Origin of the sequence: Candidatus Poriferisocius sp., assembly GCF_965208355.1 — a bacterium.
In the GTDB taxonomy this organism is placed as follows: domain Bacteria; phylum Actinomycetota; class Acidimicrobiia; order Acidimicrobiales; family Bin134; genus Poriferisocius.
The window spans coordinates 1,561,246-1,581,921 of record NZ_CBDBOM010000003.1; the positions used below are offsets into that span (position 1 = coordinate 1,561,246).

Below are 20,676 nucleotides of genomic sequence, written 5' to 3' on the forward strand. Positions count from 1 at the left end.
CCCATCGTGAACGGGTGTTGTTTCCGCTCCTGAAGGCGGCCGCTCATGGGTGATATTCGGGGATTTATCAAGCACGGGCGCGAGCTGCCCGTCCGCCGGGCGGTGCCGGTGCGGATCAAAGACTGGAACGAGGTCTACCGGGACTTTGATGCCGAGTCAGTGCGCACCCAAGCGTCACGCTGCATGGACTGCGGCATTCCGTTCTGTAACAACGGCTGCCCGCTGGGGAATCTGATCCCCGACTGGAACGACCTCGTCTATCGGGACAATTGGCGAGAGGCCATCGAGCGGCTGCACGCCACCAACAACTTCCCGGAGTTCACCGGACGGTTGTGCCCCGCGCCGTGCGAAGCGGCCTGTGTGCTGGGCATCAACGAGGATCCGGTGACCATCAAGCAGGTCGAGGTGGAGATCGTGGACCGAGCTTGGGAGGAGGGGTGGATCACCCCGGTGGTCTGCGACGACCGCACCGGCCGCTCGGTTGCAGTGGTGGGGTCGGGTCCGGCGGGACTGGCCGCCGCCCAGCAACTCACTCGGGCGGGCCACGATGTGGTGGTGTACGAGCGGGCCGACCGCATCGGGGGGCTGTTGCGCTATGGCATTCCGGAATTCAAGATGGAGAAGCGCCATCTTGACCGTCGGTTGGACCAGATGGAAGCCGAGGGCACGGTGTTCAAGACCGGGGTGAACGTCGGTGTCGATATCAGCGCAGCTGAGCTCACCGAGCAATTCGACGCGATGGTGCTAGCCGGGGGGGCCACCCAATGGCGGGATCTGCCCATTCCCGGTCGAGAGCTTGAAGGCATCTATCAGGCCATGGAGTACTTGCCGCCGTCCAACCGGGTGCAGGAGGGCGATCTGGAAGAGCACCCGTTCTCAGCCGCTGGAAAGCATGTGATCATCATCGGCGGAGGCGACACCGGTGCTGACTGCCTGGGTACCGCCCATCGCCACGGGGCGGCCTCCATCCACCAGTTCGAGATCCTGCCCCGTCCGCCCGATGATCGGGACCAGTCCACGCCGTGGCCCACTTGGCCGCTCATGTATCGGTCGTCGTCGGCCCATGAGGAGGGCGGCACTCAGATTTACGCCATCAATACCGTGGAGTTCACCGGATCAGGCGGCAAGGTGGAGGCGCTGCACACCATTGATGTGGAGCAGTCGTTCGAGGGCGGGCGCATGAGCTTCAACCCAATCGAGGGCACGGAACGGGAGTTCGAGGCTGACCTGGTGCTTCTGGCCCTTGGCTTCACAGGTCCCGAGACGGGCGGTTTGCTCGATGAGTTGGGGGTGGAGATCACCGACCGAGGCAACGTGGCCCGCGACGACAATTGGATGAGCACGGTGCCTGGCGTGTTCGTGGCCGGCGACATCGGCCGCGGTCAGAGCCTGATCGTGTGGGCCATTGCCGAAGGGCGGGCCTGTGCCGCCGCGGTCGACGAGTATCTCAGCGGCGACACTCTCCTACCCGTCCCCTTGGTCCCAACCGCCCAGCAACTCCGCTAACGGACCACTCTCTAGAAGGGTCGGGCGTCAAGGAAGTCAAGCGCGGCGTCGATGAAGTCGAAGGACTTGGGGGTGGCGAAATGGTCGACGCCGCGGAGGACGACCAGGCGAGCGTCGGGGAGGGCATCGACCAATTGGTCGGCAGGGTAGGCAAAGTCCTTGTCGCCCACGACTACCAGGGTGGGCACGGCGACATCGGCTAGGCAGTCGGTGTTGAAGGCGGTGCGGCTGGCTAGAAGGGCGGCGAGCGCCTCCCGATCGGCCTCGGGATCGTCAGCCAAAGTGGAGAAGTGAAGTGCTTCGGGGTTCTCGGGGTCAGGTTCCCCCGTGACGGCGTGAAGGATCATGCGACTGTGGTCCTCATCCCGCTCGAACAGGTTTTTGCCCACTCCGGACACCACTAGCCGGTGGAATTGCTCCGGAGTCTTGGAGGCGATGGACAACAGGGTGTAGGCCCCCAGCGAAAATCCGATGGCGTCGATGGGCTCGTTAGGGAAGTGGTCGATCACATGCTGCTCGAAGTCGGCGTAGCCCTCGGGATAGTGGGGCTTGGGGGCGGTCCCATGGCCCATGAGATCGACGCCGATCGTTTCCCGGTCCGCGTCGGCCAGCAAGTCGAACCAGGCGTTGTCTCCCCAAGTCCTTCGGGCCGAGCCGGCCAGTCCGTGCAGCAATGCGACCGCGGGTCCGCTCACGGCGCTCAGAATACTTACGGGTGAGGAGCGAAAAGCGAAGCGCCGGAGAAAAGCAGGAGGCCCCGAGTAACCTCCCGGCCGAAACCGGTCGACTTCTCGGGGCCGTCCCGTTCGGTCTCGGTCCTCCGGTTGGCTTGCGCCCCCCGGTTTCCCGGTCCCTACCCCCCAGATCCTCACGGCACCTGATCGCCTTCCCGGACTTTGGCTTTCGGTGGTGCCACCGACTTCCTCGGCCCGTTTCAGCGACCCTGCGGAACTCTGTCGAACCCTTGCCCTTTCGGGCTCCTGCTCGGCCAGCTACCTCCGCTTGTCTCTGGTAGGTGGGCATACCATAGCGCGGAAAAAACCCAGGTCAAGCGGAAAACCAAAATCCACAGGGTTTTCCACTGATGTGACTAGAAATCCCCAAGAAACCTCGATTTAACCACAGGGCAGAACTCGATTTTCGGTCTGAAATGACCCCTCAGTTCCATGTGCCGCGCTCCATGAGCACATCACGAAGCACCGTAGGCCGGTCGGTCATGATGCCGTCCACCCCGATGTCCAGCAGTTGGTGCATCTGATCGGCGTCGTCGATGGTCCAAACATGGACCGCGATGTCCTGGGAGTGCGCGGCATCCACGAACCGCTGGTGGACCAATGGCACACCCTTTGCCGAGGGGGGAACCTGGGCACAGGCACCGGCCTTGACTCTTACCGGCAGTCCGGCTGATGCTGCCTGGAGCTGTCCGACCTCTTTGGGACTGAGCCCAGTGCACAACCGTGGTCCACCTAGTTGGCGGGCCGTGGTCAATCGGCGCCCGGAAAATGATCCCACGCAGACTCGGTCGATGGCCTCGGCACGTCGGAGAGTTCCAACAAGCGGCTCGGTGGCCTGGTCATGCTTGGGATCGACCGCGATCCGAAGGTCGGGCCACTCTTCCAGCAGCTCCTCAAAACGGGGGATGGCGTGGCCGCCTCCGACCCGGACCGTCTCCAGATCTCGCCACGTTAGGTCGGCGATGGCCTCGGGCCTCCCACTCAGTCTCTGCAAGCCCTCGTCGTGGAAGGCCACCAGCACGCCGTCGCGGGTGGCGTGTACGTCGGTTTCGACATATCGGTAACCGAGGTCGATCGCGGCGGCGAACGCTGCCATGGTGTTCTCGGGATTCTCGGCGGCGCCACCCCGGTGGGCTATGGGGATCGGGCCAACGTGATCCAGGAATGGCCAAGCAGACACCAGCGGGAGCGTACCTGCTGGGGATAGATTCACTATTCGTGGCTTGGGATCCCGCAAAGAAGTTCAGGCAACTGCTCCAAGACGGAGCGTTCGCGCTCAGTGAGGGCGCGTTGTGCATTGCCGCCCACGGTTGCCCGGATATGGACTACGTAGCCGAGCTCGACAGGCTGGATGCACTGGCTGACCGTTGCGACCGCTCCAGTCGGGAGCAGATGCTGCTGTCGCTTTTCGGCGATCTGGGATTTCATGGCAACCGGGGGGACTACTACGACCCCCGCAATTCCTTTCTGAACGAGGTCATGCGCAGGCGCACCGGGATACCGATAAGCCTGGCGGTTCTCACCATCGCCATCGGCGAGCGCATCGGCTACGAGTTCGAGGGCATTGGATTGCCCGGACACTTCATGATCAGAGACCGAAACGAACCCGACATGTTCATCGACGTGTTCGCGGGGGGCGCGTTGCTTGACGCCCAGGGCTGCGAGGAGCTGTTCCACCAGATCACCGGAGGGGACAAGGGCTTCCACCCCGCGTATCTGGCACCGGTGGACCACTCGTCGATCATGGAGCGGATGCTGGGCAACCTCCGGGCCATCTACGCGCAAAGCAAGGACTACGCCAATCTGGAATGGGTGCTGGAACTAAGGACGATGTGCCCATCGGTCCCAGCTGGCGAGGCGAAGCAATTGGGGATGATCAACATGGAGCGGGGCCGATTCGATCAAGCGGCCCGTCGGTTCGAGCAGTTGGCCCAAACTGCCGAGGATGATGACGAGGAGCAGCTTCAGCGGTTGGCCACCTTGGCTCGAGCACGCATGAACTAGGGCCAACCAACTAGCCCGTTTGGACCGCGAAATCAGCCCTATCGGGCGGTAGCGTTAAAGACCGTGCCCCGCCGTACCAAGATCATCGCCACCATCGGCCCGGCTTCGGAGAAGCCGGAAACGCTGCGGGCCATGGTGGACGCGGGCATGGACGTAGCTCGCATCGGGCTGGCTCACGGAACGCTGGACGAAGCTCTTGGTCGGATGCGTCTCGTGCGCCAGGTGGCCTTGGAGGCTGGCCGTCGCGTGGGGGTATTGGTGGACCTGCCCGGACCGAAGGTGCGCACGGCCAGCTTTGGCCAAGACGGCGTGTTCTTGGGGGTGGACACTGAGGTTGAGATCAGAGTGGGCGATGCCAAGAGCACCGCTGGTGTGGTGGAGGTTGACTACGAGAACCTCCTCCACGACATCGCAGTCGGCGACCAAGTTGCCCTGGGGGACGGGCAAGTGTTGTTGCAAGTTGTCGACGTTGGCGCCGACAAGGCGACCGGAGTCATTCTTCACGGCGATGTGATCCACGGTCGTCCTGGATTCCGCATTCCCTCCGACCGACTCAGCATGTCAACGCCGACACCAGAAGATCTCCAAGGCTTGGATGCGTTCGTTGAAGAGTCCGTCGACATGGTGGCCATCTCATTCGTTCGGTCGGGTGACGACATTCGGCGGGTAAATGTGGAGCCCCATCCCCACGGCCCGCTGGTGATCGCCAAGATTGAGACCCAAGCAGCCGTACAGAACCTCGAGGACATTATCGAGGCGTCGGCTGGCATCATGGTGGCCCGCGGTGATCTGGGCACCGAATGCCTCATGGAGGAGACTCCTCACCTTCAGAAGCGAATAATCCGCGACTGCATCGCCGGCGGCCTGCCGGTGATAACCGCCACCCAGATGCTGGACTCAATGGTCCAGGCATCAACGCCAACGAGGGCCGAGGTATCGGATGTGGCGAACGCGGTGTTCGACGGCACCAGCGCGGTCATGTTGTCAGCGGAGACAGCCATTGGCGCCCACCCCGTGGCCACGGTGGCCACCATGGCTCGAATCGCTGAGCGAGCTGATGATGAGTTCGACTATGTCCGTTGGGGGGAGAACATCCGGCGGCTGCGCATGACCGATGTGGATGCGCCCAAATCGGTTACCGATGCCATGACCGGCGCCGCCGCGACCACCGCCAACGAGCTCAACCTGGCCGCCATCGTGTGCATCTCGGCATCGGGATTCACTGTTCGTTCGATGGCCCGATTCCGCCCCCAGACGGCCATTCTGGGGTTCAGCACCACGGAGCGCACCGTTCAGCAGCTGACGCTTAGCTGGGGGGTCACGCCGATGCTGGCCCTTGAATTTGGCACCTACGAAGCCCGGGTAAACGAGGCCCTGAACCTGGCCAAGGAGGCGGGGCACGTTGTGCCTGGCGATGTGGTTGCGGTGGTGGCTGGCATGGCCGAAGCCACCGATGTGCTGCGCTTGGTGCGCGTCCGCTGACCATAGAAGGATTGCGCCCATGACCGATGCGCCGGTGAATCTGACCCGATCGGGTCCTCCCGAAACGATCTTGGACCCGGAGCCGCCTCAAGCAGTGGCCGCATTGGCCAAGGCTATGAACCAACCTGAAGATCGAAGGCGGGCCGCGGTGGCTGAAGTGGTGTCTCGATTTCCCCGTTTTCTCGATGGCTGGGCCCGAATGGGCCTACTGGCCCGCGACCATGCCGAGGCCTATGCCGCCTTCCGAGTGGGGTATCACCGAGGATTGGACCGGTTGCGCCAAAACGGGTGGCGGGGTTCGGGCTACGTACGCTGGACTCACGAGGTGAACAGGGGCTTTCTGCGAGCCCTTGCCGGATTGCAGGCCACCGCGGCAGCCATCGGTGAGAGGGATGAAGAGGAGCGCTGCCTGCACTTTCTGCACCAGCTCGATCCGTCCTGGCCCCCCACCGATTGGAGAGAGTGAGATATGGCAGCGCCGGGCGGAACCGGAACTATTGGCCCGTTCCCGGATCGTGTAGGGGACGACCCCGAGGCCCAAGACGCCTACGACCGGCTGCGCAGGCGGGTCTTGTGGAGCCTGCCCTATGGGCTGTACGTGGTGGGTTCGCGGGCCGGGGAACGGCGCAACGGCATGACCCTAAACTGGGCCACTCAGCTGGCATTCGAGCCGAAGCTGGTGGGCATCGGGGTCGAGCATCCTGCCTACACTCACGAGCTCATCTCTGAGGGTGGGGTGTTCAGCCTGTGCACGGTCGCCCGGGAGGACCGGGCCATTGTGCGCAAATTCACCAAGCCGGTCGAGGTTGATTTGGCGGCCATGACCCTCAATGGCTTCGCCTTCCATGAAGGTGTCACCGGCGCGCCCATTCTGGACTGCGCTCCCGCCTATCTCGACTGCGAGGTTCGCGACTCGGTGGTCACCGGGGCCCACACTCTGTTCATCGGCGAAGTGGTTGATTGCGGCTTTCAGCACGACGAGGACACTCCCGTTTTGCGTATGGAGGACACCCGCATGAACTACGGGGGCTAGACATCGAGGGAGGGTTCACGGGTGTTGTGCTGGCTGGGGGAATGAGTCAGCGCATGGGCACCGACAAGGCGTTCATCGAGGTGGAGGGCCGGTGGCTGGTAATCAGGACGCTGAAGGCACTGGCCGGCGCTTCGCAACATCTCATCGTCGGTGGGACTGATCCGAGGCTGGCGGAGGCCGCGGCTGCCACCGGTGCTCAACATGTGGCTGATCGCTGGCCCGGAGAGGGCCCACTGGGGGCAGTGGCCACCGCGTTGGGCCTTGCTCGCCATCCTGTGACCGTGATCTTGCCCTGCGATCTTCCGGCCATCAGCGCTGAGGATGTGGCAGTGCTGGTGAAAGCAGTCCGCGAGGCTCCTCCCAGCCCCGCTCCTTCGGCGGCGGTATTCACTGACCACCGCCGTCATTATCTGCCCCTGGCCATCGATACCCGCTCGGGGACGCTGGCCGAGCGCTTGTTCGAGTCGGGTCAGCGCGCAGTGGCCTCGCTTCTGGATGAAGTGGCCGTTGCCGACGTTCCCGCGCCTCCTTCGGCGGTGGCAGATGTCGACAGTCCCGAAGACCTGTGATTGGCCCACTAACCTCAACGGGGTGGAAATCCCCGAGATCGGCGTAACAGAGCTTGCCGAGCTGCATTCAGAGGATGTTGTGCTCATCGACGTGCGGGAGCCCGACGAGTACGCCGAAGCTCGTGTGCCCGGTGCGGTGCTCATTCCTCTGGACACCATCCCCGAGCGCATCTCAGAACTGCCCGGCGAGCACTTGTACATGATCTGTGCCTTGGGGGGGCGCAGCCTCAAGGCAGCGGAGTATCTGACTGCCCGCGGCTGGGCCTGCACCAATGTGGCCGGAGGCACCAATGGATGGGTGGAGGCCGGCTATTCCTACGACTCCGGGCCCCCTGTCGATTGAGTTCCAAGGCCAGCCTTCCCGAGCCGGTTACCACACGGCGCAAGCTGTCGGCGGTGGTGGCTGACGCCGCAACCGCCGATGCCTACGCCCTCGACACCGAGTTCCATCGAGAGCGCACCTACTACCCCCGATTGGCGCTCGTCCAGATCGCCTGGCACGACCAGCTCGCCGTTATCGACCCCCTGGCGGTGCCCATTACCCCGCTGGCCCGACTGCTGGAGGGCGACGGCATCGCAGTACTGCACGCCGCTGAGCAGGACTTAGAAGTTCTCTACCACGAATGCGGGACAAGGCCTCGGCGAATCTTCGATACGCAGATCGCGGCCGGGTTCATCGGGTACAGCTCGCCGTCGCTGGCCACGCTGCACGAGCGGCTGCTGGGAGTGGAGTTGGCCAAAGAAGCTCGATTGTCCGACTGGTTTCAGCGGCCGCTGCCTGATCATATGCTGGCCTACGCCGCGGCCGATGTGGAGCGGCTGCTGGAGATCAGCGACATACTGCAAAAGGAGCTGCACGCCCGAGGCCGTCTGGAGTGGGCGGAGGAGGAATGCGCACTTTTGTTGGAGCGGGCTGACTCCGGCCGATCTCCGGAAACCGCCTGGCTCCGAATCAAGGAGGTGCGCCGAATGGAGGGTCGACCGCGGGCGCTGGCCCAAGCGGTGGCTCGATGGCGAGAGGAGTACGCTGCCCGACAGAACCAGCCCGTACGCCATGTGCTGTCTGACCTCGGAGTAGCTGTTGTAGCTCAACGCATGCCGAAAACCCTCGACCAATTGCGAGAGATCAGGGGAGTGGAGCCCCGCAATCTCCGCAAGGGTGCCGACAAGGAGCTGCTGGCCTTCCTCAAGGAGATCAGGGGTGCTGATTTGGTGGTGGAGCCGGCCAGCAAACCGCCCAAGTTGGATCCTGCGCTGAAGCCGGCGGTCAGCCTCATCACATCGTGGGCCGCTCAGCACGCCGCCGAGGCCGATCTCGACCCGGCGCTGGTGGCAACCCGCGGCGACATTGAGGCCCTGTTGAGGGGCGATCCGAACTGTCGAGCCCTGAAGGGATGGCGGGCAGAAATTATTGCCGCGCCAGTCCAACAGCTATTGGAGGGAACCGCAGCGGTAGCCTTCGACGACCAGGGCAAGCTCACCCTTGAAGAGCGGTCAGGGCGACCGATTTCCGCTGATTCATCGAAAGGAAGCACATGAGCGAGGCGACTGAACGGGAATGGCTCGACTGGGATTCCTACGGCCGGGCTGTGCGGGAATTGGCGGCGATGGTGGCCGACGACGGCTATCGACCGGAGATGATTTTGGCCATTGCCCGGGGAGGCCTGTTCTGCGCCGGATCACTGGGCTATGCGCTGTCGATTAAGAACATCTATGTGATGAATTGCGAGTACTACACCGGGGTGGACGAGCGCCTCCCTGTTCCGGTGATGCTGCCCCCCGCCGTCGACCTAGTGGATCATCGCAATTCCAAGATCCTTATCGCCGACGATGTTGCCGACACCGGCCATACCCTCAAAATGGTCTACGACTTCTGTGTGGAGCGGGTGGGTGATGTGCGCTCGGCAGTGCTCTACGAAAAGTCGCACTCCCTGGTGAAGAGCGATTACGTGTGGAGGCGAACCGATCAGTGGATCAATTTTCCGTGGTCAACCGATCGGCCTTTGGTAAGCGCCGAAGATGCCCGCCACAAGGTGCTGGACGCCTGAGAACTGGCTTGTTCGGGCACCGTCTTGAATTCGGCGGTGTGCCATATGGCTGAATGGAGTGGCTAGACTGGCCGCCATGAGACGTTAGGGGGCGGAGTTCCCCCTGCTGCCAGTGCTAAGGGCTGCTGGCTTGATATTGCGGAGCCGCCCATGAAAAAGGGACGCCACCGTCGTTACGAAGAAGCTCGTGCGCTGAAGCACACAAGCGACGACTTCGACGTCATGTTCGAAGAGAACGAGGATCCATGCGTGGAGTGTGGAGCCATCCCCGGCGAGGAATGCCGACTCGTCAAAGTGGGGGCCAAGCCTTGGTGCGAATACCGGGACACCCCTACCGATGACAGCGTCGACGAGCTATTTCCCAACTGAGGCTGTCTGACCAAATCTCGGTCACACCCCCTCGGTCTCGTCGAGGATCTCGTCCAGCCGGAGAATATCGTCGGCACGCACCACCCCGATGAAGGTTCCGTCGTCGTCCGTCACCGGGAGCAGGTCGGTGTCGTTGGCATCCATCTGGGCGACCGCGTCGCGCAGCGTCCATGACGGCCGAGCCGTGGGCAGGTCGCGCCGGGCAATGTTCTCCACCAGCGTGTCGTTCCACGCGTCGCGCTCCAGATCGCTCATCTGCTCCAGTCCGCACATACCGACGTAGACCCCGCCGTCGACCACTGGGACTTCCCGCTCCCGTCGACCGAGCAGGTGGATGTAGACCAGCTCGCTCACCGTGGCGTCGGGGGGCACGGTGAGGGTGTCGGTGGTGAGCGCGGAAGTGAGGGGAAGCGCAAGCCGACGCTCAACCAGCCCCTCTCGCTTGTCCAACTGGTAAGAGGCCACCGAGCTGGATCCGGCCACAAGCTGTGAAACGGCGGCGGCGATGAGTGCAGGAACCACAAACGCGGAGGTGCCAGTACTCTCGGCTACGAACATCACCGCGGTGATGGGAGCCCGGTAGCCGGCGCCCAAGAAGGCGGCCAGTCCCAGTGTGCGGTACAGCCCAATGTCGGCTGTTCCCAGGGCTTGGCCCACGAAGCTGCCCACAATCACCCCTTGGACGGCCAGTGGTATGAACAGCCCGCCGGTGCCTCCGGCACCCACGGTGGTCAGAGTGGCAACGACTCGGAAGGCCAACAGGCAGCCGATCAGCAAGAGCGTGTTATCGCCGTCTCGCAGCCATTCGGTAGCTTCCACCCCTGGCCCCAGACTCAACGGCTGGTCAAAGATCGCCTCAGTGGCCAACACCAATCCAGCTAGCACCGCCCCGCCAATCAGGATTCGGACCCCGATGGGGAATTGCTGTTCCAGTCCCTTGGCCTGGCGAACCAGCCATGCGAATCCTCGGCCTCCTAGACCGGCAACCAGGCCGAGCAGTGCTCCCCCGCCCAAGTGGATAATGCTGAGACCGCCGTCGTGGCTGCCCAGATCGATGACCGGGTCGGTTCCCAGCACGGCCACGTACACCAGATACCCCGATGCCGAAGCCATCAGCGCGGGCAATAGCGCTCTTCGGGCAACATCGTCGCGGTAGGGGGCCTCCAGAGCGAAGATGACCCCGGTAGCCGGTGTTTTGAACACTGCGGCGATGCCAGCGGCTGCTCCCGCGGTGAGCAGCATCTTGGTCTCTTCCCGGCGCAGCCACCGGCCGAAGAGTCCCTGGGTGCTGTGGCCGACCGTCGCACCGGCGTACACCGAGGGGCCTTCCAGACCCATCGATCCGCCTAGGCCGATGGTGGCCACACCGGCCATCAGCTTGGCCGGGAGCTGGGACAAGGGCAGCCGGGGATGGCGCTCATGGAAGGCCCGGACGTATTCGTCAGAGGTTGACGGTGTGGCCCCTCGGCCGATGTAACGCAGAATGGTGAATGCGGCAGCTAGCCCTACGGCCGGTGCGGCTGCCTGCCACCACAGGGGACCGTCCAGGAGGTGCTTCAACAGCACCTCGACAGTGAGCTGTTCGAACCCGGCAACCAGAAGTCCTACCAGGGCACCGGTGATGATGGACAGCACCATCATTGCGGGGAAGGCCTGTCGTGGTCGGAAGGAGGCCAGCAGCTCCACTCCCGACCGGGCGATCCTGCCTCCTAACAGAGCTTGGAGCGCTTGCATCCTGTTCGACTCACTGGCGGTATCCTACTGGCCGATGAGGTTTTGGCGGACCACCACTGATGACCCCTTGGTGCGAGATCTTCGGCGAGTGCTTCCTGCCGACCGGATTAGGTCAGCTTCGCTGGAGCGATCGCTATTAGGCCGAGACGCCTCGATCTTCGAGGGGGGCCGGGCTGGGCCGGTGTGCTTCCCGATCAGTACCGAGGAGGTGCAGGGTTGTGTGGATGCTGCTCGGCGCCACAACCGGGCCGTTGTTCCCCGAGGAGCGGGCACCGGGTTAGCCGGGGGAGCGGTGCCCCTGGAAGAGCCTTTGGTTGTGGTCACCACCAAAATGAACCGCCTTTTGTCGGTGGACGCCGACCGGCGGATGGCCTGGGTGCAGCCGGGCATGATCAATCTGGATCTCAGCCGGGCCACCGCACCTTATGGATTGCATTTCGCTCCCGATCCTTCCAGCCAACAGGTGTGCTCTCTGGGGGGCAACGTGGGCACCAACGCCGGAGGGCCTCATTGCTTGGCCCATGGGGTAACCAGCGCTCACGTGCTTGCGGTGGAGGTGGTGCTTACGTCAGGTGAAGCCGTGGTGTTGGGCGATTCTGATGGATGGGCCCCTGGTTTGGACCTCCGAGGGTCATATGTGGGGTCGGAGGGGATGATGGGCATAACCACTGCCATAGCGGTGCGCCTGACCCCCGATCCTCCGGCGGTGCAGACCCTGCTGCTGGCCTTCGACTCGGTGGACTCCGCGGCGCAGACTGTCAGCGCGGTTATTGCCGATGGGATTGTGCCTGCCGCCATAGAAATGATGGACAACAACATCATCAGGGCAGTGGAGGAGTTCGTGGGGGCGGGGTTTCCCACCGACGCGGCCGCGGTGGTCATCGTTGAAGTGGACGGCTTGCCTGGTGGGGTGGCAGCCGAAGCCGACCGCGTAGCGGAATTGGCCGTGGGGTTGGGCGGGAGTGTCCGCCGGGCCGCCGACGACCAGGAGCGGGCGCTCTTGTGGAAAGGGCGAAAAAGCGCGTTCGGCGCCATTGCCCGTATCAAGCCCAACTACTACCTGCATGACACGGTGGTTCCTCGGACCCGCCTGGCCGAGGTGATGAAACAGGTGTACGAGATTGTTGAAGAGCACGAGCTGCAAGTGATGAACGTATTCCACGCCGGTGACGGCAACCTGCATCCAATGCTGCTGTTCGACCGCCGTGAGCCAGGGATAATGCCCCGGGTTCATGCCGCGGGGGCAGCCATCATCGAGGCCTCGCTGGCCGTGGGTGGGGTGCTGTCGGGCGAGCACGGCATCGGCATGGAAAAGCGCGATTTCATGCCTTTGATGTTCAGCGAGGCCGATTTGGACGCCCAGGCCCGACTGCGGCGGGCGTTCGATCCCGATGAGATGGCCAATCCCGGCAAGGTGCTGCCCACCGGGGCAAGCTGCGCCGATGTGAACGCGCTGGACAAGGTCCCCGAAGGAGTTTGGGGATAGGTGCCCAACGAGGAGACCGGAGCGGCGCTGGAGTCATTTGCCGCCGAGGTGGGATCAGCTGGTCCGGTGGCCGTGGTAGGGGGGCGCACCCACTGGGAGGTCGGCGGACCCTGCCCGGATGAGACTCGCCTCGTGCGGGCCCCAAGTGGGGTGCGCTCATTTGATCCCGCCGACATGACCATTCGAGTAGGGGCCGGGACTCTGGTAGAAGAGCTGGACGCAGTTCTGGCCGAAGCCGGACAGCGAGCCAACCTGCCGATGGTGCCGGGGGCCACTGTAGGTGGCGTGCTGGTAGTCGGCCGCGACGACGTACACGCGCTGGGGCGGGGGAGGCTCCGAGATGTCCTACTAGAGGCGGTCTATGTGGCCGAAGACGGCCGGCTGGTCAAAGTCGGTGGCCCGACAGTGAAGAACGTGTCGGGGTTCGACCTTTGCCGGCTGCTCGTGGGATCGCTGGGCACGTTGGGGCTGGTGGGCGAGGTGATCCTGCGCACCTGGCCTCGGCCGGCTGTGCAGCAATGGTTGTCGGGTCCGTGCGACCCAGCAATGCTTCGCCGGGAGCTGTATTGGCCCTCGTCCATCTTGTGGGACGGCCAGACGTCGTGGGTTCATCTCGAGGGCCATGAGTCGGACGTGGAGTCTGAGGCCGAACTGGCGCAGTCGCTGGGTTGCAACCTGACCGACGGCCCCCCGAGGCTGCCGGCCCATCGGGTGCCCACGGCGGCTTTGGAAGCCGGGAGACTCTCCGATGGCTATTTGGTGCAGTTCGGCACCGGGTCGGCCTATGTACACGAGCCTTTCCCGGTTCCTGGCCCTGATCCGGCCGTTGTAGCTCTCCATGGGCGACTGAAAGCGGAATTCGATCCCCGCGGTCGGCTGAATCCCGGGCGGGACCCGTTGGTGGCGACATGAGCGCAAAGGTCTCTCTGGGGATCGACCCCGAAGGATCAGCCTCAAGGCCCACCTTAGGGATCGACCCTGAGGAACTGGCTTCGTGCGTGTCGTGCGGGCTGTGCTTGCCTCATTGTCCGACATTCCGGGTGACCGGAGAGGAATGGGCGTCGCCCCGTGGACGCATAAGCGCCATGCGCGAGGTGCAGGACCACGGTGCGGCGGTGGATACGGCGTTCTTGTCGTCGATGGACACCTGCGTGCAGTGCCGAGGCTGCGAACCGGCCTGTCCGTCGGGGGTTCCTTTCGGGTCCATGATGGAGGCCACCCAAGCGGGTTTGGCCCGGAGGAGGCGAATCGACTGGCGCCGGTGGGGATTCCGGGTGCTCGGCCATCCGCGGCTGTTGAACCTGCTCTCGCGAATCTTGGCTGTGGCCCAGCGATTGCGGCTAATCCCCTCTAGGCGGCTGGGACTGCCTGCTATCCCGCTGATCCAAGGTCGGCTTCGAGCTTCAGGCGACGACGTGTGGCTGTTCACCGGCTGTGTGATGGATGCCTGGCAGCGGTCAACCCATGCCGCGGTCAAGCGAGTGGTGGAGGGCACCGGGGTCGGCGTCTCCCTGCCCGGCGCCGCCGCGGGATGCTGCGGAGCGTTATCGCTGCACGCCGGTTTGGAGGACCATGCCCTCGCCCTGGCGATTCGCACAATGAGGGCGCTGGAGGGCTCAGCGCCGATTCTGGTGGACTCAGCCGGCTGCGGTGCCGCGCTCAAGGAGTACGGCGAGCTGGTGGGCACTCCGGAGGCCGCTGCATTCAGCCGCCGGGTCATGGACGTGCACGAGTGGCTGGCACCACGCCTCGAAGAGCTGCCAGGTGTGGCGGTGAGGAGCTCGGACGCGGTGGTGGCGGTGCACGATCCCTGCCATTTGCGCCATGTTCAGCGGGCCCACCAGCCGGTGGCCGAGGTGCTGGCCCGCTTCGTTACCGTGGTGGCCTTGGACGACGATGGACTGTGCTGCGGAGCGGGCGGAGCCTACGCGGCTATGCAGCCTGAGCTGGCGGCATCCATTCGAGAACGCAAGGTGGAGGCCATCAAGCGCTCCGGAGCGCGCATCGTGGCCAGTGCCAATCCCGGCTGCACCATCCATTTGGCCAACGCCGGGGTCGTGGTGCGCCACCCCCTGGAAATCGTGGACGAGGCGATTGACCATGACGGCTGAGCACATACGCGAGCAGCTTGAACAAATCGCCGAGCAACTGGACGATTTGGCTATGTCGGTGCTGCGCGATGCGGTGGAGGAGGGAGCGACGTCGAGGCCCGAGGAAGAGAAGAGGCTGACCCGAGCTCGCCGGTCAGTCGAAAAGGCGATCTCGATCTTGGGGGATTAGACAGCCACCGCGTCGTAGAGCGTGGTCCGCTGGCGCAAGGTACGGCCCAATGGAGCGCACAGCTCGCGCAGGTCGCTCTCGGTCACTTCTTGGCCATGGGAGGCGCCAGCCGCGCGGGAGATGTTCTCGTTGATGAGGGTGCCGCCCAGGTCGTTGACCCCGGCCTGAAGCATCTGGGCCGCCCCGGCCATGCCCAACTTCACCCACGATGCCTGAATGTTGTGTATCCAACCGTGGTAGGCGATGCGGCCCACGGCGTGCATCAGCAGCGCTTCCCTGAAGGTGGGGCCCCGCCGGGAGCGCTTTTGCAGGTAGATGGGGGCGGCCATGTGGACGAAGGGCAGGGGTACGAACTCGGTGAACCCGCCGGTCTCCTTCTGGAGCTCGCGAGTGCGGACCAGATGGCGCGCCCAGTGAATGGGCTGCTCGACTGTCCCGAACATGATGGTCACGTTGGACCGCAAGCCGAGGCCGTGAGCGGTGCGATGAGCCTCCAGCCATTCGTCGGTGTCGATCTTGTCGGGGCAGATCACCTGCCGGATGTCATCATCGAGAATCTCGGCCGCGGTGCCAGGGAGCGAGCGCAGGCCGGCGTCCATCAGGCGGCGCAGATAGTCAGCCAGGGGCTCCTCCAGTCGGCGAGCGCCTTCGGTGACTTCGAGGGCGGTAAATCCGTGGACATGGATGTCGGGCACTGCGTCTTTCACCGCCCGGGTGACGTCGATGTAATAGTCGCCGTCGAAGCTGGGGTGGATGCCACCTTGCAGGCAAACTTCGGTAGCACCTGCTTCAGCCGCCTCCGCGGTGCGCTCAGCGATGTCGTCCAGCGTCAGCAGGTAGGGGTCGCCCCGCAAGTTGAGCGACAGTGGCCCTTTGGAAAAACCGCAGAACCGGCACTTGAACGTGCACACGTTGGTGTAGTTGATGTTGCGGTTGGACACCCAGGTGACCTCATCGCCCACCGCGGCCTGGCGCAGTTCGTCGGCCAGCGAGGCGACCGCTCGCACCTCGGGCCCCCGAGCGCTGAAAAGGGTGACGATCTCGCCCACTCCCACCTCTTGGCCAGAGCGCACCCCAGCCAGCACTTCACCTACCGCTCCGTTGGCGATGGCGAGGCCGCTGGCAGAGCCGTTTTGGTTCGGTGGGGCCAACAGGATAGGAGGCGCGGCGTCGGCCCCGGAGTACCAGCCGCCGTCGTTCGGGCGACCCAGCCCTTCGGCGTCGCTGCGGTCGAGCACCGGGAACCTCATGTCTGCATCGAGCCAACGATCCTGATCGAGGGCGTACTCCGGGTACACAGTCAAGCGGGGTGCGAGAGTGAACCCCTTGGCCTCAGTGACTGCGGCCAAGCGGTCGACGGCCGGCCACGGGCACTCGGGGTTCACATGATCGGCGGTGACCGGGGATACGCCGCCCCAGTCGTCGATGCCCGCGTCCAGCAACTGGCCGAAATCGTCGGACAAGTTGGGAGGTGCTTGGAGATGGATTCCCTCGGGAAGGATCAGGCGGGCAAGAGCGATGGCCTCCAAGTACTCCTCAGACGGGCAGGCCGGGGCGCTGTGCATGGCCGTGCCCGGCTTGGGCAAGAAATTCTGGACGATGACTTCTTGGACATGGCCCCAGCGCCGATGCGACTCGGCGATGGCCTCAAGGGCGTCGACGCGGTCAACCCGGGTCTCTCCTATGCCCACCAGGATGCCCGTGGTGAACGGGATGGCCAGCTCTCCTGCGGCGTCAAGGGTGGCCAGACGCCGCTCGGCGGTTTTATCGGGCGATCCCCGGTGACAGTCCAGATCGGCCAGCGTCTCGAGCATCATCCCCTGTGACGGCGCGGTCTTGCGGAGAAGGGCCAGTTCCTCGGGATAGAGCGCACCGGCGTTGGCGTGGGGCAGCAACCCGGATTTCTCCACCACCAGTCGGGTGGCGTGGGCCAAATAGTCCACCGTGGACTCGAAGCCGTGACGAGTAAGCCATTTTGCCGCGTCCGGATAGCGCAACTCAGGGCGCTCACCCAGGGTGAATAGAGCCTCATGGCAGCCGGCAGCTGCTCCGGCCTCCGCGATGGCCATCACTTCGTGGTCGCTCAGATAGGGCGACTCCAGGCGGGCGGGCGGTTGGGCGAAGGTGCAATAGCCGCACTTGTCGCGGCAAAGCATGGTTAGGGGGATGAACACCTTGGGGGAATAGGTGACCCGCGACCCGTGGGCCCGATCGCGAATCGACCGGGCTCGGGCCATCAGCTCGGCCAGGTCCAGCTCCAACAAGTCCCGGCTGCCCTGATCGGCGATGGTCACTGATTGCCCTTCAAATGGTCACGACGCTGGGCTTCAGCGACTTGGCCTTCCATCAATCGGTCAGCGGTGGCGGTCAGGCTCTCGATCAAGTCATCGAACGACTTCACGAAAGCCGACACTCCTTCGTCTTCCAGGCGGTGGGCCACTGCCTCCAGATCCACACCCACGTCGGTGACTCTATCCAGGACCGCTTGGGCAGTGGCTGGGTCGGCATCCACGGTGCGGGCCAGCTCGCCATGGTCCAAGAACGCCTCCAGGGTGGCATCGGGCAGTGTATTCACGGTGTCGGGTCCGATGAGCTGGTCGACATAGAGGGTGTCAGGATAAGCCGGGTTCTTGGTGGAAGTGGAAGCCCACAGGGGCCTTTGGACGCGCGCTCCCCGTGCCTCCAGGGCCTCCCAGCGGGGGCCTGAGAACTTCTGGTTGAAGATTTGATAGGCCACTTGGCCTTGGGCCACCGCGGTTTGGCCCCGCAGAGCCAGGGCTTCGGGGGTTCCGATGGCCTCGAGTCGGCGGTCTACCTCGGTATCAGTGCGACTAATGAAAAACGACGCCACCCCAGACACCGCAGACAGATCGCCCTCGCATTCCTCTAAGCCGCAGAGGTAGGCCTCGATGACGTCGGCATAGCGGGACAAGGAGAACAGCAGGGTCACGTTGACGCTTCGACCCTCGGCGGTCATGGATTGAATGGCGGGCAAACCCTCAGCCGTTCCGGGGATCTTCACATATAGATTGGAACGGTCAACGCGCTGGTTGAGGGCTCGGGCCGCGGCCAGGGTGCTGTCGGTGTCGCGGGCAAGCTTCGGATCGACTTCCACGGAAACGAAACCGTCAATCCCGTCGCTTTCCTCATGCACTGGGGCCAGCGCGTCGAGCGCGCCGCCAATGTCGGTCAGAACCAGTTCCCAGTAGGCATCGGCAACACTCATGCCATCGGCCAACAGCCTGGAGAACTGCTCGTCGTATTCGTCTCCCGAGGTCATGGCCTTCTGGAAAATGCTGGGATTGGAGGTCAGTCCTCGAACTCCCCGCTCTACCCAACGGGAGAGCTCTCCGTTGTTGATCCAATCACGGCGCAGATTGTCCAGCCATGGGCTCTGCCCGTAGTCGCGATACAAGTCATGGAGACTGCTCATTGTCGTTACTCCTTGCTGTTGACCAGCGACATAGCCTGTGCGGCGACATTGGCCGGATTCATGCCCAGCTTGTCCAGCACGACCGACCCAGGAGCCGATGCTCCGAAACGGTCGATGCCGACGGGAAGGTCCACCCACCGCTCCCAGCCCAGCGTCACCCCGGCTTCCACCGACAGCTTGGGCACGCTGGCCGGCAGCACGGCGTCTCGATAGGTCGGATCTTGCTCAGCGAACAGTTCCCAGCAGGGCATGGAGACCACTCGGGCGGCAATGCCCTGCTGGCTCAGAGCAGTGGCCGCGTCCACGCAAACCGACACCTCGCTGCCCGTGCCTACCAGAATCACATCGGGTTCAGAGCAGTCCGCCAGGGTATAGGCGCCTCGGGCTACTCCGTCGGAGGCCGAGGAACCTTCCAGGGTGGGCACATTCTGGCGAGTGAGGATCATGGCGCTGGGGCCGTCGTTATCGACGGCCAGCCGCCATGCCTGGGCTACCTCGTTGCCGTCAGCCGGGCGAAATACTCGCAGGCCGGGTATGGCTCTCAGCGACATGACCTGCTCGATCGGCTGGTGAGTGGGGCCGTCCTCGCCCACGCCCACCGAGTCGTGGCTCCAGACGAAGATGCTGTGGGCCCCCGACAGCGCGGCCAGGCGAACTGCGGGCCGCATGTAGTCGCTGAACACCAGGAATGTCCCGCCTACCGGCACCAAGCCACCATGCAGGGCGGCCCCGTTGAGCAGGGCGCCCATGGCATGCTCTCGAATGCCGAAGTAGAGCTGGCGTCCCGCAGGATGGGCTGAGTTCAGCGGCTCGGTGTCGGCGAGGTTGGTGCCGGTATTACCGGTGAGGTCAGCTCCCCCCGCCACCAGGCCAGGGACCACGTCGGCCATGGCGTTGAGGCACGCGGAGCTGGCCTTGCGGGTGGCAACCGACTCACCCGCTGGCCAAGACGGCAGCTTGTTCTCCCAGCCAGGCAGGCCTCGGCCAGCCAGGCAGGCCTCGAACTCCGAGCGTTGGGGACCTAGGGCCTCAATCCGCTGCTGCCACGAGGTTCTCTCGTGAGCGCCCCGGCGGCCGGAAGCCCGGTAGGCGTCGACCACGTCGGCAGGAACATAGAACGACTCGTCCGCCGGCAATCCCATGACTGCCTTGGTGGCGGCAATCTCCTCTTCGAACAGCGAGTAGCCATGGGCTTCGTGGTTGTCGGTCTGCCCGGGGGAGGGATAGGCGACGTGGCTGCGCACAATGATCAGGGACGGAGCGTCGTCAACCGCCATAGCGGTGCGGATCCCGGCTTCGAGGGAGTCGAGGTCTTCGGCCGCTTCTCCCAGATTCACAACGTGCCAGCCATAAGCGGCAAATCGCTGGGCGGCGTCGTCGGACAGGGAGAGATCGGTGGATCCGTCGATAGTTATCCGGTTGTCGTCGTATATGCAGGTCAGCCGGTCAAGTCGCTGATGGCCGGCCAGCGAGGAAGCCTCATGGCTGATTCCCTCGGAGAGGTCGCCGTCGCTGCACAGGGCAAACACTCGGTGGTCGCAGACCTCGGTCCCGAATCGGTGGCGCAGCCAGCGCTCGGCAACCGCCATTCCCACCGCGTTGGCTATGCCCTGCCCAAGCGGGCCGGTCGTGACTTCAACGCCCGCGGTGTGGCCGGTTTCGGGGTGTCCGGGAGTGCGACTGCCCCATTGGCGGAAGTCCCGCAGGTCGTCGAGGGACAGTCCTTGACCAGTCAGGTGGAGCATGGTGTACAAGAGGATGGACGCATGACCGGCGCTGAGCACGAAACGGTCTCGGTCGGGCCACCCCGGGTCGTCAGCGTCGTAGCGCATGATGCGGGTCCAGAGGACGTGGGCCAGCGGTGCCATGGCCATGGCCGTTCCCTGATGCCCGGAGCGGGCTTGGTGGGGCGCGTCCATGGCCAGACCGCGGATGACGCTGATGCCTTGGGCTTCGAGAGCAGCGGGAAACGCAGCCATAGAAGTATCGATCCTTTCA

General features: G+C 64.2%; 20 protein-coding genes. 14 read left to right on the forward strand and 6 right to left on the reverse strand.

Annotation, left to right across the window (positions count from 1 at the left end; translation table 11 throughout):
• Positions 1-45: 45 nt before the first annotated feature.
• The gene (locus ACOGXH_RS08515; protein ID WP_419928680.1) at positions 46-1,506 is read left to right on the forward strand and encodes a glutamate synthase subunit beta; all 1,461 of its coding nucleotides are present in this window, start codon (positions 46-48) and stop codon (positions 1,504-1,506) included.
• A gap of 11 nt (positions 1,507-1,517) precedes the next feature.
• Here ACOGXH_RS08515 and ACOGXH_RS08520 read toward each other — a convergent pair whose 3' ends face one another.
• Both ACOGXH_RS08520 and ACOGXH_RS08525 read right to left on the reverse strand, forming a co-directional pair.
• On the reverse strand, positions 1,518-2,201 hold the full coding sequence (locus tag ACOGXH_RS08520; protein WP_419928681.1) for an alpha/beta fold hydrolase: 684 nt from the start codon (positions 2,199-2,201) through the stop codon (positions 1,518-1,520).
• A 463-nt stretch (positions 2,202-2,664) separates the two neighbouring features.
• A complete protein-coding gene (locus tag ACOGXH_RS08525) occupies positions 2,665-3,420 on the reverse strand; it encodes a glycerophosphodiester phosphodiesterase (RefSeq protein ID WP_419928682.1) in 756 nt (251 codons plus the stop codon).
• Positions 3,421-3,458: 38 nt separating this feature from the next.
• Between ACOGXH_RS08525 and ACOGXH_RS08530 the strand changes: the two genes are divergently transcribed.
• From ACOGXH_RS08530 to ACOGXH_RS08570, 9 genes are all read left to right on the forward strand, one after another.
• Positions 3,459-4,244 carry a SirB1 family protein gene (locus ACOGXH_RS08530; RefSeq protein ID WP_419928683.1) on the forward strand — a complete coding sequence of 262 codons (786 nt, stop codon included), beginning with the start codon at positions 3,459-3,461 and terminating at the stop codon, positions 4,242-4,244.
• A gap of 63 nt (positions 4,245-4,307) precedes the next feature.
• Positions 4,308-5,726: a pyruvate kinase gene (pyk, locus tag ACOGXH_RS08535; RefSeq protein ID WP_419928684.1), complete on the forward strand. Its 1,419-nt coding sequence runs from the start codon at positions 4,308-4,310 to the stop codon at positions 5,724-5,726.
• Between the two features lie 19 nt (positions 5,727-5,745).
• Positions 5,746-6,192, forward strand: coding sequence for a DUF3151 family protein (locus ACOGXH_RS08540; RefSeq protein WP_419928685.1), 447 nt, complete (start codon positions 5,746-5,748; stop codon positions 6,190-6,192).
• A 3-nt stretch (positions 6,193-6,195) separates the two neighbouring features.
• On the forward strand, positions 6,196-6,759 hold the full coding sequence (locus ACOGXH_RS08545) for a flavin reductase family protein (RefSeq protein WP_419928686.1): 564 nt from the start codon (positions 6,196-6,198) through the stop codon (positions 6,757-6,759).
• Between the two features lie 26 nt (positions 6,760-6,785).
• On the forward strand, positions 6,786-7,328 hold the full coding sequence (gene mobA / locus ACOGXH_RS08550) for a molybdenum cofactor guanylyltransferase (RefSeq protein ID WP_419928687.1): 543 nt from the start codon (positions 6,786-6,788) through the stop codon (positions 7,326-7,328).
• Positions 7,329-7,350: 22 nt separating this feature from the next.
• Positions 7,351-7,671, forward strand: a complete 321-nt coding sequence (locus ACOGXH_RS08555) for a rhodanese-like domain-containing protein (protein ID WP_419928688.1) — start codon at positions 7,351-7,353, stop codon at positions 7,669-7,671.
• Positions 7,668-8,867, forward strand: coding sequence for a ribonuclease D (locus ACOGXH_RS08560; RefSeq protein WP_419928689.1), 1,200 nt, complete (start codon positions 7,668-7,670; stop codon positions 8,865-8,867). The genes ACOGXH_RS08555 and ACOGXH_RS08560 overlap by 4 nt, the downstream gene beginning before the upstream one ends.
• On the forward strand, positions 8,864-9,376 hold the full coding sequence (locus tag ACOGXH_RS08565; protein WP_419928690.1) for a phosphoribosyltransferase: 513 nt from the start codon (positions 8,864-8,866) through the stop codon (positions 9,374-9,376). The genes ACOGXH_RS08560 and ACOGXH_RS08565 overlap by 4 nt, the downstream gene beginning before the upstream one ends.
• 150 nt (positions 9,377-9,526) lie before the next feature.
• On the forward strand, positions 9,527-9,745 hold the full coding sequence (locus ACOGXH_RS08570; protein ID WP_419928691.1) for a hypothetical protein: 219 nt from the start codon (positions 9,527-9,529) through the stop codon (positions 9,743-9,745).
• Between the two features lie 21 nt (positions 9,746-9,766).
• Here the strand turns inward: ACOGXH_RS08570 and ACOGXH_RS08575 are convergent, their stop codons facing one another.
• Entirely contained in the window at positions 9,767-11,479 is a 1,713-nt protein-coding gene (locus ACOGXH_RS08575; RefSeq protein ID WP_419928692.1) for a chloride channel protein, read from the reverse strand.
• A 34-nt stretch (positions 11,480-11,513) separates the two neighbouring features.
• Here ACOGXH_RS08575 and ACOGXH_RS08580 point away from each other — a divergent pair, with 34 nt between their 5' ends.
• The 4 genes from ACOGXH_RS08580 to ACOGXH_RS08595 are packed head-to-tail and all read left to right on the forward strand — an operon-like array spanning position 11,514 to position 15,245.
• Positions 11,514-12,965, forward strand: coding sequence for an FAD-linked oxidase C-terminal domain-containing protein (locus tag ACOGXH_RS08580; protein ID WP_419928693.1), 1,452 nt, complete (start codon positions 11,514-11,516; stop codon positions 12,963-12,965).
• Entirely contained in the window at positions 12,966-13,877 is a 912-nt protein-coding gene (locus ACOGXH_RS08585) for an FAD-binding protein (RefSeq protein ID WP_419928694.1), read from the forward strand.
• The gene (locus ACOGXH_RS08590) at positions 13,874-15,076 is read left to right on the forward strand and encodes a (Fe-S)-binding protein (protein ID WP_419928695.1); all 1,203 of its coding nucleotides are present in this window, start codon (positions 13,874-13,876) and stop codon (positions 15,074-15,076) included. The genes ACOGXH_RS08585 and ACOGXH_RS08590 overlap by 4 nt, the downstream gene beginning before the upstream one ends.
• A complete protein-coding gene (locus ACOGXH_RS08595) occupies positions 15,066-15,245 on the forward strand; it encodes a hypothetical protein (RefSeq protein ID WP_419928696.1) in 180 nt (59 codons plus the stop codon). Before ACOGXH_RS08590 ends, ACOGXH_RS08595 begins: the two co-directional genes overlap by 11 nt.
• Here ACOGXH_RS08595 and cofH read toward each other — a convergent pair.
• The 3 genes from cofH to tkt are packed head-to-tail and all read right to left on the reverse strand — an operon-like array spanning position 15,242 to position 20,657.
• Positions 15,242-17,482, reverse strand: a complete 2,241-nt coding sequence (cofH, locus tag ACOGXH_RS08600) for a 5-amino-6-(D-ribitylamino)uracil--L-tyrosine 4-hydroxyphenyl transferase CofH (protein ID WP_419930346.1) — start codon at positions 17,480-17,482, stop codon at positions 15,242-15,244. The two genes, ACOGXH_RS08595 and cofH, sit on opposite strands and share 4 nt — an antisense overlap.
• A 53-nt stretch (positions 17,483-17,535) precedes the next feature.
• The gene (tal, locus tag ACOGXH_RS08605; protein WP_419928697.1) at positions 17,536-18,678 is read right to left on the reverse strand and encodes a transaldolase; all 1,143 of its coding nucleotides are present in this window, start codon (positions 18,676-18,678) and stop codon (positions 17,536-17,538) included.
• 5 nt (positions 18,679-18,683) lie between these two features.
• Positions 18,684-20,657: a transketolase gene (gene tkt, locus ACOGXH_RS08610; protein ID WP_419928698.1), complete on the reverse strand. Its 1,974-nt coding sequence runs from the start codon at positions 20,655-20,657 to the stop codon at positions 18,684-18,686.
• Positions 20,658-20,676 lie beyond the last annotated feature (19 nt).